Origin of the sequence: Actinomadura sp. CNU-125, assembly GCF_001942465.1 — a bacterium.
Taxonomy (GTDB): Bacteria; Actinomycetota; Actinomycetes; order Streptosporangiales; family Streptosporangiaceae; genus Spirillospora.
The window spans coordinates 35,519-44,627 of sequence record NZ_MKJY01000488.1 but is presented as its reverse complement, the minus strand read 5'-3'; the positions used below and the strand labels follow the sequence as shown (position 1 = coordinate 44,627).

Here is a 9,109-nt window from a genome sequence, read left to right as displayed (position 1 = left end):
CGCGGACGGCGAGACCCCGTAGAGAAACACCCCGACAAAAGAGATCAATTCGACGGTTTCACCCGCCCGAACCGACCAGAAACTCCAGGTCGCCGAACCGCGGCGGCCCGTAGGCGCCGCCGAGCCCGACCTGGCGGAGCGTCCGGTCCTTCCCCTCGGCCATGTGGCCGATGCCGAAGCCCGGGTCGAGGCCGAGCACCACGCGGCGGTGGCCGACGAGCGTTCGTAGTCGCGGACCAACCGCCGGTGCCACATCAGCATGCCAAGACCTGCCCGGCGATCCACCGCTTGGGGAATCGGCTGAAGCCCCCGGACGCCGGGGTCGCGATGCACGGTCTCCACCTGGACGCCCAGGGCGGTGCCGTGGTCGGCGACGGCGTTCTTGAACCCGGCGTGCACCCACGCCCTGATCACCGAGGGTTGTCGATCGCGGCCCCGTCCAGCAGGTCGATGCCAATAGCGTTGTCGTGCATACTCGCGGCGGTCACCACCACCTGGCAGCGCAAGGTCGTGGACGGTCTAGTCGGTGCCGTCGTCGCGCCAGGCGGCGTAGTAGTACACCGCGGTGTACTGGGGCAGATTGTGCGGGAGGTAGCGCCACTGGCAGCCGGTGCAGCCCTGGCAGCAGATGGCGTTGACGGTCTTGCGCATCTCGTAGCGGCCCGGTGACCGCTACCCGAGGGATGCCGCTGCTTCCACGCGGTGATGATCGGCTCGATCAGGGCCCATTGCTCGTCGGTCAAATCGAGGCCAACGCGGTCATCGCCGACTCTGCTATGGCAGTAGCTCCACACGAATGGGTTCAGCACCACCTAAATACAGCATACACCCCGCCTCCTCCTCGTCCGACTTCTCCGTTGGGACCACATAGATGCCCGCGACGGGTGCGGGAATCCAACCGAGGTTGCGCGGAGGATCATACTCCTCATAATGCCCAACATAGAGCCGCATCGGCGGAATATAAACCTCACAAACATCTCCTGCACGGAGTTCGGACGCCGCCGGTTCGAGCCGATACGGAACCCATTCCGAATGACACTCATCACAGGGAAGAGAATAGTTGCCATTCCATCGAAAGCTCGAGGAATGGTCAAGCACACCCCACGGCCACTCCAAAGTAATATGGCGCGAATTCACCGCGACCACCCGAGTTCTTGCCGACTCACAGGAGACGATGACTTCATCGCCAACCCGAGGAACCATATTCCATCACCACTGATCTTATCCGTAAACGGAACTGGTACACGCAGCATTCATTGCACCGACCAGTACACACTACACACCCAGGATGATATTGACCTGGCCACACATAACCGCCTGGACGACCCGCTATTGTCGCGCTTGACCTGGATCACGCGGGCCGATTCGAGCCGGACTGAGGAAAGAGGACCTCCCCTGTTGCACACCTGGAGGCATCGCTCGGCGACAAGCTTGCAACGTTTAACTCACCCAATAATTTTCCCATCAATTCCAAGAACGAGCATCTTTACCCCTCCCCCACCTTTGCTCAGAACTTTGCAAGCATGTGAAACTAGATAGAGAATTCATTTTCATCCATGCCGAATTCAAACATCTCCTGCCCTAGAAGGCCAAGTGGCACAATATGCTTGCAGGGTTCTTCACTTCGGCCTTCAATAATTTCACATCCACTACCCACCAGACACGGATCTGTTGCAAAACAGTCTCGATAGATCGAGATTCCTGGCCTGAGTCAGAAAATTACAAACCTCCATACTCTGCCAGGAAGGTCGCTGCGACGTCATGAATTCCATACCCTTCACTCTTGAGCCAGCTCGCCCAATGTGACGTATGGCGCCCCGGATACCAGCCGACGCGGCGCAGCCCGTTTTCGAACTTGCGATTCCGTGACCGCGTTAACCCTCAAGTCGAGAACTTGATCTTGAAGCGCTTTACCAGGACCCTGCAACTGGCACATGGGCCAGCCGGTATCCCATGCTTCTCGCCGACGACGCCGGCGGCGCCGCGGCAAAGAACGGCGGTCCAGGGCCTTGCGAGCCGGTTTCGAGGCCGGCACGCGGACGCCGCGGCGCGGGTACAGCGAGCGGCGCCATTCTTCCGGGATCGCCAACACCTCTTCGCACATGGCGATCAAGGTAGGGAGGGCGTGCGACAGATTCCAGGCCGGTTGTTTCGATTGGACCGGGTGCCGGGCGGCGGCGCGGCCTAGCGTCGGGACGGGACGTCGGGAGGGGGAGGTCGCATGGATCCGAGGATCGCCGCGGACCACGCGGGGCTGGAGCGGCTGCTGGAGGAGGTCCGGGCGCACGCGGCCGGGGTGCTCGGGCGGCTGGACGAGCGCGCGGTCGTCCGGGCCGGGGAGGTGCCGGGGCCGGAGCCGCTGCCGGGCGAGGGGGCCGGGCTGGCGGGGGCGGCTCGCGGCGTTCGCGGACCGGTGGGAGCCGGTGTTCTCGGCGAGCGCGGGCCCGCGCTACCTGGGGTTCGTGACCGGCGGGACGACTCCGGCGGCGCTCGCGGGCGACTGGATGACCGGGGTGTGGGACCAGAACTCGGTGGGTTCGCTCGACGGTGCGGGGCAGTCGCTGGAGCGGGAGACGGTCGGGTGGCTGCGGGAGATGTTCGGGCTGCCGGACGAGCATCGGGGGGCGTTCGTGAGCGGTGCGACGGCGTCGAACATGGTGGGGCTGGCGGTGGCGCGGGAGTGGCTCGGGGAGCGGGCGGGCGTGTCGCCCGCGCGGGACGGGACGGGCGCGCTGGGCGACGTGCGGGTCCTGTCGGGGGCGGCGCATTCGAGCGTGGTCAAGTCGCTGGCGACGCTGGGGCTGGGGCGGCGCGCGCTGGAGCGGGTGCCGACGGTGGACGGGCGGGAGTGCGTCGACGTCGCGGCGCTCGAACGGGCCGTGCGGGAGGCGGGCCCGTGCGTGGTCGTCGCGAACGCGGGGACGGTGAACACCGGCGACTTCGATGATCTGCGGGCGATCGCGGGGTTGCGGGAGCGGTATCCGTTCTGGTTGCACGTGGACGCCGCGTTCGGGGGGTTCGCCGCGTTGTCGCGGGCGCACGCGCATCTGGTCGAGGGGATCGGGGCGGCGGATTCGGTGTGCGTCGATCTGCACAAGTGGCTGAACGTCCCGTACGGGAGCGCCGTGCAGTTCACGCGGCGGCCCGACCTTCAGGCGGCGGTGTTCCGGAACGACGCGGCGTATCTCGGTCCGGTGGACGGGACGCCCGATCTGGTGGATCTCACGCCGGAGAACTCGCGGCGGCTGCGGGCGCTCGCGGCGTGGTTCGCGCTGCGCGCGTACGGACGCGACGGGCACCGGGAGATCGTGGAGCGGTGCACGGCGTGCGCGCGGGCGCTGGGCGACGCGGTGGAGGCGGTGCCGGGGCTGCGGCTGCTCGCGCCGGTGCGGTTGAACATCGTGTGCTTCACGCTCGCCGACCGTCCGGACGCGGGGCGCTCGCGGCGCTCGCGGACCGGGTGTCGGGCGAGGCGTTCCTGACGCCGACGGTGCACGAGGGGGTGCCCGCGCTGCGGGCGGCGTTCAGCAACTGGCGCACCGGCGAGGCGGACGTGCACCGGGTGGCGGCGGCGCTGCGGGAGGCGGTTCCGGGGGTGTGATCAGCCGCGGTCGCGGCCGGGCGTCCGGCCGTACTGGTCGGCGTAGGCGGAGATGAACGCCGACGGGCTCGCGTATCCGACCCGGTGCGCGACCTCGGTGACGGGGTGCGCGTGCAGGAGGACGCGGGCGGCGCTGAGGCGGTGCAGGGTGCGCCAGCGGGTGTAGGGCATGCCGAATTCGCGGGCGAAGTCGCGCTGCAGGGTCTTCGCGCTGACGCGGAGGCGCGCGCCCATTCGCTGAGCGGGGTGGGGTCGGCGGGGTCGTGGGAGAGGGCGGCGCGACGGTGAGGGCGTAGCAGCCGCCCGCGGCGGGGCGGGGCGCGTCGCCGCCGGTGCAGGGGGTCAGCCCGGCCATGATGCGGCGGCGGGCGGCGAGCGCGGTGCCCTCGTCGCAGTCGCGGCGGGTGATGCGCCGGACGAGTTCGGCGGCTTCGGCGGCGACGGTGACGGGGCCGCAGCGGCGGTCGCGCAGGGCGGGCGGGACTTCGCGCAGGCAGACGCGGTAGACGGTCTGGCGGTCGCCGGCGCGGACCTCGTGGGCGGTGGCGCGGGCGGCCCAGTAGCCCTCGCGGGGGCCGAGGAACTCGGTGGACGCGCCGTTCAGCACGGCGAGGACGCCGTCGGGCGACCAGTAGAGCTGGTGGAGGAAGTCCTGGCGGGTCTCGCCGAGCACGAGCCCGCTCGCGGACCGGTACTTGAGCACGAAGATCCCGTCGGGGTTGCCGAGGCCGTAGCCGTACTCCTCGCAGTGGACGGGATCGTCGCGAAGGTGACCTCCGGGGCGCACAAGATGTCCTCTCACCGATATGGCCGGAAAGTGAAGTAAGGCTAACCTAAGCTGGCCGTCCGGCGCAGGTCAGGGCGGTGTTCTCTCTTGATGACGTAAGGAAGCAAGCCCATGTCCACTCGCACGCGACTCGCCGGAGCGCTCGCCGCCGCGCTCGTCCTGGTGACCGGCTGCGGTTCGGGGTCGTCCGGCGACGCCGAGGCGGCCGGGAAGACCCGGTCGTTCGCCGCCGACAACGGCACCATCACCATCCCCGCGGACCCGAAGCGGGTCGTCGCGACCGGGTACGCGGTGCCGGTGCTGATCGAGGCCGACGCGGCGCTCGTCGGGATCTCCAGCTGGAAGCGCGGGCTCGCGATGATGTCTCCGGAGGACCGCGAGACCTACGACGGGCTGAAGAAGATCGCGGGCGAGACCGCCGCGTCGACGAACTACGAGGCGATCGCCGAGGCCAAGCCGGACCTCATCGTCATCGGCGTCCCGGCGCCGGTGCTCGGCGACATCGACATGGAGCGGCTGAAGTCGATCGCGCCCGTCGCGGCGATCGGCCCGACCGTCCCGTCGGCGTGGCGGGACCTGTCCAAGCGGCAGGCGGACGCGGCGGGCCGGCTCGACTACTGGGCGGCCGCGAAGGCCGCCTACGACAAGAAGGCCGCCGAGCTGAAGGCGAAGTACGCGGACGCGCTGAAGGGCGTGAAGTTCGGGCACGTCGGCTCCTACGGGGACGCGTCGAGCGGGACGTTCATGCGGGAGTTCGGCAATTCGTGGGGCACCAACATCGCCGAGGACGTCGGCGCGACGTACTACGGCGAGGTCAAGGAGAAGGGCGGCGGCTCCAAGGACGTGTCGGAGACGCCGTCGATCGAGGAGCTGCCGGAGAGCCTCGGTGAGGCGGACGCCGTCACCTACTCGCTCGAACCCGACGGGACCACGAGCGAGGAAGTGCAGTTCGTCCTGGACTCCAAGCTGTGGAAGAACCTGCCCGCGGTGAAGGACGGCAAGGCGTTCGGCCTGCGATACACCGCCGCCGCCACCTACAAGTCCGCGCTGATGGCGCTCGACGACGTCGACAAGACGCTCGCGCCGCTGCTGGAAGGCGGCGAGAAGTGAGCATGATGCGCAGGGACGACCCGCGCGGGCGGGTGCGGGAGCACCACCGGAGCGGGTCGGGCGTCGAGCGGATCGGCTACCCGATCTGCGTACGGACGGCCGCGCTCGTCCGCCGGGAGCTGGTCGCGCCGCGGATGCTGCGGCTGACGGTGGGCGGCCCCGGCCTCGACGGGATGCACACCTACCAGGCCGACGACCACGTCAAGATCGTGTTCCCGGAGCCGGACGGGACGCGCCGCGACCCCGTCCACAACGAGGAGACCCTCGAACTCGACTGGCCGCGCCCGCTCCCCCCGACCCGCACGTACACGATCCGCCGGTACGACGCGGCGGCGCGGGAGATGGACCTCGACTTCGTCCTGCACGAGGGCGGGCTCGCCTCGGCGTGGGCGACGGGCGCGGCGATCGGCGAGGACGTCGTGATCGCGGGGCCGCCCGGCGCGAAGGCGTTCCCGCAGCACCACGACCACTACCTGTTCGCGATCGACGCGACGGCGCTGCCCGCGCTCGGCCGCTGGCTGGAGGAGGCCCCGGCCGCCGCGGCGGCGACGGTCGTCGTCGAGACCGAGCACGAGGACGACCACGAGTACCCGCTCGCCGAACGGGACGGCGTCCGGTACGTCCGGCTCGTCCGGAACGGCGACGGTTCGCGGCTCGCCGACACGGTCATGGGGCTGGCCGCCCCCGAAGGGGCGTTCCTGGTCGCGGCCGGGGAGGCCGACGCGATCAAGCCGCTGCGGGCGTGGCGCAAGGGGCGGACGGACGCCTACATCACCGGCTACTGGAAGCGCGGAGTGGCCGACCTTGACGGGTGACCTGCCTCGCCGGGTCACGATCCTGCTCGCGTCCGTCCTGGTCCTGGCCGCGCTGGCGTTCGCCAGCGTGTGCGTCGGGGCCGGGCGGGCCGGGCCGGGCGCGGTCTGGGAGGCGCTCACCGCGTACGCGGGGACGGACGAGCACGTGATCGTGCGCGACATCAGGGTGCCGCGCACGGTCATCGCCGTGTTCGTGGGCGCGGCGCTCGGGACGTCCGGGGCGCTGATCCAGACGCTGACCCGCAACCCGCTCGCCGAACCCGGCATCCTCGGCGTCAACGCGGGCGCCGGGTTCGCGATCACGGTCGGCGCCGCCGCGGGCTTCGCCGGGTCGCCGTCGGTGCAGCTCGTCCTGGCGCTGGCGGGCGCCGGGACCGCGATGCTGATCATCTACGGGGTCGGCCGGACGTACCCGCTGCGGCTCGTCCTGGCCGGGGTCGCGCTGACGTTCGTCCTGTCGGGGCTGTCGATGGCGCTGCGGCTGGCCTACCCCGACGCGCTGGACCGGTTCCGGTTCTGGACGGTCGGGGCGCTCGCCGGGCGCGAGCGGCTCTCGCTCGAACTGCCGATGGCGGCGACGCGGTCGCGCTCGTCGCCGCGCTGCTCGCGGCCCGCCCGCTGGGCGGGCTGGCGCTGGGCGAGGACGTCGCGCAGCGCTCGCGCCCGCGTCGCGCGGATCCGGTTCGCGGCGCTCGCGCTGTTCACGGTCCTGGCGGGGGCCGCGACGGCGATCGCCGGGCCGATCGCGTTCGTCGGGCTGATGGTGCCGCACCTGGCGCGCCGTCTCGCGGGCGGGTCGGTGCCGTGGCTGATGGCGTACACGATGGTGCTCGGCCCGGTGCTGCTGGTCGCGTCCGACATCGGGTCGCGGGTGCTGCTGCCGACCGGGGAGGTGCCGGTGGCGATCGTCACCGCGTTCGTGGGCGCGCCCGCCCTGATCTGGGTCGTGCGCCGGTACGGGGCGGTGGCCCTGTGAAGGCGGACACCGGGAGCGTTCTGGTGTTCCGGGCCGGTCCCGTCACCGCGCAGGTGGAGCGGCGGACGGTCGTGGTGTCGTTCGTCCTCGCGGCGGCCGGGCTGCTGCTCGGCGTCGCCGGGCTGTGCCGGGGCGACGACTGGGACTCCCCCGCGACCGTGCTGTCGGCGCTCGCGGGCGAGGGCGACTCCGTCCTGATCGTCCGGGAGTGGCGGCTGCCGCGGGTCGCCGCCGCGCTGCTGTTCGGCGCGGCGCTCGGCGCCGCCGGGGCGGTCTTCCAGAACCTCACCCGCAACCCGCTGGGCAGCCCGGACATCATCGGCCTGGACGCGGGCGCCTACACCGGCGTGCTCGTCGCGATCACCGTGTTCGGCGGGTCGGCGGCGGGCCTGGCGACCGGCTCGGTCGTCGGCGGGGTGCTCACCGCCGCGGCCGTCTACGCGCTGTCGCTCGGCGCGGGCGTCGGCGGGCTGCGGCTCATCGTCGTCGGGATCGCCGCGAACGCGATGCTCACCGCCGTGAACTCGTGGATCATGCTGCGCGCCGACCTGGACGTGGCGACCGCCGCGACGGGCTGGCAGGCGGGCTCGCTGAACGGGCTCGACTGGGCGGAGCTGCGGTTCCCGTTCGGCACGACCGGCGCGTTCCTGCTGCTGCTCGCCGTCCTGTCGCGCGCCCTGCACCAGGCTTCGCTGGGCGAGGAGGTCGCGGCGGCGTCGGGCGTCCACCTGAGCCGGCTGTGGCCGCTCGCGGTCCTCGCCGGGGTGGGCTGCACCGCCGCCGTGACGTCCGCGACCGGCCCGATCGTGTTCGTGGCGCTCGCCGCACCGCAGATCGGGCGGCGGCTCGCGGGCGCGCCCGGCGTCCCGCTGCTGCCCGCCGCGCTGACCGGCGCGCTGCTGCTGCTCGCCGCCGACATCGCGGCGCAGACCGTCCTCGCGCCCGTCCAGCTGCCGGTCGGCGTGGTGACGACCGCGATCGGCGGCACCTATCTCATCTGGCTGCTCATCAAGGAGGTGCGACGGCCGTGACCGGTCGCCTGACCGCCCGCGACGTCACCCTCGCCTACGGGGACCGCACGGTGTCGCGGGACCTGGCGCTGGACGTCCCCGACGGGAGGTTCACCGCCGTCATCGGGACGAACGCGTGCGGCAAGTCGACGCTGCTGCGCGCGTTCGCCCGCCAGCTGTCGCCCGCGTCGGGACGGGTGGAGCTCGACGGGCGCGACGTCGCCGGGTACCGCCCGAAGCCGTTCGCGCGCGAGATCGGGTTCCTGCCGCAGGGGCTCGTCGCGCCGGAGAACATGCTGGTCCGGCAGCTCGTCGCCCGCGGCCGCTACCCGCACCAGACGCTGCTGTCGGCGTGGTCGCGCGCGGACGAGCGCGCGGTGGCGGCGGCGATGGACGCGGCGGGCGTCGCGGGGCTCGCGGACCGTCCGGTGGAGAGCCTGTCGGGCGGGCAGCGGCAGCGCGCGTGGATCGCGATGGTCCTCGCGCAGGAGACGTCCTACCTGCTGCTGGACGAGCCCACGACGTTCCTCGACATCACGCACCAGTACCAGCTGCTCTCCCTGCTCGCCCGGCTCCGCGACGAGGGCCGCACGATCGTCGCCGTCCTGCACGACATCAACCAGGCGTGCCGGTTCGCCGACCATCTCGTCGCGATGCGGGACGGACGGGTCGTCGCGGCGGGCGCGCCGGGCGACATCGTCGACGCGGAACTCGTCAAGGAAGTGTTCGACCTGTCCTGCATCGTCGTCCCGGACCCGCTGACCGCCACCCCGATGATCGTGCCGACGCCCTGACGCACCCCTCATCTCG

General features: G+C 71.2%; 10 protein-coding genes and 1 pseudogene. 7 read left to right on the top strand and 4 right to left on the bottom strand.

Annotated elements, in window-relative coordinates; translation table 11 throughout:
* Window positions 1-58: 58 nt before the first annotated feature.
* The 3 genes and pseudogenes from BJF79_RS57570 to BJF79_RS67800 form a co-directional block, all read right to left on the bottom strand.
* Entirely contained in the window at window positions 59-253 is a 195-nt protein-coding gene (locus BJF79_RS57570) for a hypothetical protein (protein WP_262403202.1), read from the bottom strand.
* A 266-nt stretch (window positions 254-519) separates the two neighbouring features.
* A pseudogene (locus tag BJF79_RS63670) lies at window positions 520-654 on the bottom strand (transposase); the annotation flags it as partial.
* Between the two features lie 1,065 nt (window positions 655-1,719).
* On the bottom strand, window positions 1,720-1,842 hold the full coding sequence (locus tag BJF79_RS67800) for an SUKH-3 domain-containing protein (protein ID WP_083734562.1): 123 nt from the start codon (window positions 1,840-1,842) through the stop codon (window positions 1,720-1,722).
* Window positions 1,843-2,423: 581 nt separating this feature from the next.
* Here BJF79_RS67800 and BJF79_RS38585 point away from each other — a divergent pair.
* Together BJF79_RS38585 and BJF79_RS67795 are read left to right on the top strand one after the other, a co-directional pair.
* Window positions 2,424-3,482, top strand: a complete 1,059-nt coding sequence (locus tag BJF79_RS38585; protein ID WP_262403200.1) for a pyridoxal phosphate-dependent decarboxylase family protein — start codon at window positions 2,424-2,426, stop codon at window positions 3,480-3,482.
* On the top strand, window positions 3,461-3,601 hold the full coding sequence (locus BJF79_RS67795) for a hypothetical protein (protein WP_410050197.1): 141 nt from the start codon (window positions 3,461-3,463) through the stop codon (window positions 3,599-3,601). The genes BJF79_RS38585 and BJF79_RS67795 overlap by 22 nt, the downstream gene beginning before the upstream one ends.
* Here the strand turns inward: BJF79_RS67795 and BJF79_RS67790 are convergent, their stop codons facing one another.
* Window positions 3,602-3,772: a helix-turn-helix domain-containing protein gene (locus BJF79_RS67790; protein ID WP_410050198.1), complete on the bottom strand. Its 171-nt coding sequence runs from the start codon at window positions 3,770-3,772 to the stop codon at window positions 3,602-3,604.
* A gap of 727 nt (window positions 3,773-4,499) precedes the next feature.
* Here BJF79_RS67790 and BJF79_RS38575 point away from each other — a divergent pair.
* The 5 genes from BJF79_RS38575 to BJF79_RS38555 are packed head-to-tail and all read left to right on the top strand — an operon-like array spanning window position 4,500 to window position 9,093.
* A complete protein-coding gene (locus tag BJF79_RS38575; protein ID WP_075904806.1) occupies window positions 4,500-5,498 on the top strand; it encodes an ABC transporter substrate-binding protein in 999 nt (332 codons plus the stop codon).
* 2 nt (window positions 5,499-5,500) lie between these two features.
* Window positions 5,501-6,313, top strand: a complete 813-nt coding sequence (locus BJF79_RS38570; protein ID WP_143220778.1) for a siderophore-interacting protein — start codon at window positions 5,501-5,503, stop codon at window positions 6,311-6,313.
* Window positions 6,303-7,289 (top strand): FecCD family ABC transporter permease, encoded by a 987-nt coding sequence (locus tag BJF79_RS38565; RefSeq protein WP_075904804.1) that lies wholly within the window; start codon window positions 6,303-6,305, stop codon window positions 7,287-7,289. Before BJF79_RS38570 ends, BJF79_RS38565 begins: the two co-directional genes overlap by 11 nt.
* Window positions 7,286-8,320, top strand: coding sequence for a FecCD family ABC transporter permease (locus tag BJF79_RS38560; RefSeq protein ID WP_262403198.1), 1,035 nt, complete (start codon window positions 7,286-7,288; stop codon window positions 8,318-8,320). Before BJF79_RS38565 ends, BJF79_RS38560 begins: the two co-directional genes overlap by 4 nt.
* The gene (locus BJF79_RS38555) at window positions 8,317-9,093 is read left to right on the top strand and encodes an ABC transporter ATP-binding protein (protein ID WP_075904802.1); all 777 of its coding nucleotides are present in this window, start codon (window positions 8,317-8,319) and stop codon (window positions 9,091-9,093) included. The genes BJF79_RS38560 and BJF79_RS38555 overlap by 4 nt, the downstream gene beginning before the upstream one ends.
* Window positions 9,094-9,109 lie beyond the last annotated feature (16 nt).

Bases quoted from the DNA above. Each gene is read 5' to 3' on its own strand.
- BJF79_RS67790 (WP_410050198.1), bottom strand. From the start codon at position 3,772: ATGCCCTACACCCGCTGGCGCACCCTGCACCGCCTCAGCGCCGCCCGC.
- BJF79_RS38575 (WP_075904806.1), top strand. From the start codon at position 4,500: ATGTCCACTCGCACGCGACTCGCCGGAGCGCTCGCCGCCGCGCTCGTC.
- BJF79_RS38570 (WP_143220778.1), top strand. From the start codon at position 5,501: ATGATGCGCAGGGACGACCCGCGCGGGCGGGTGCGGGAGCACCACCGG.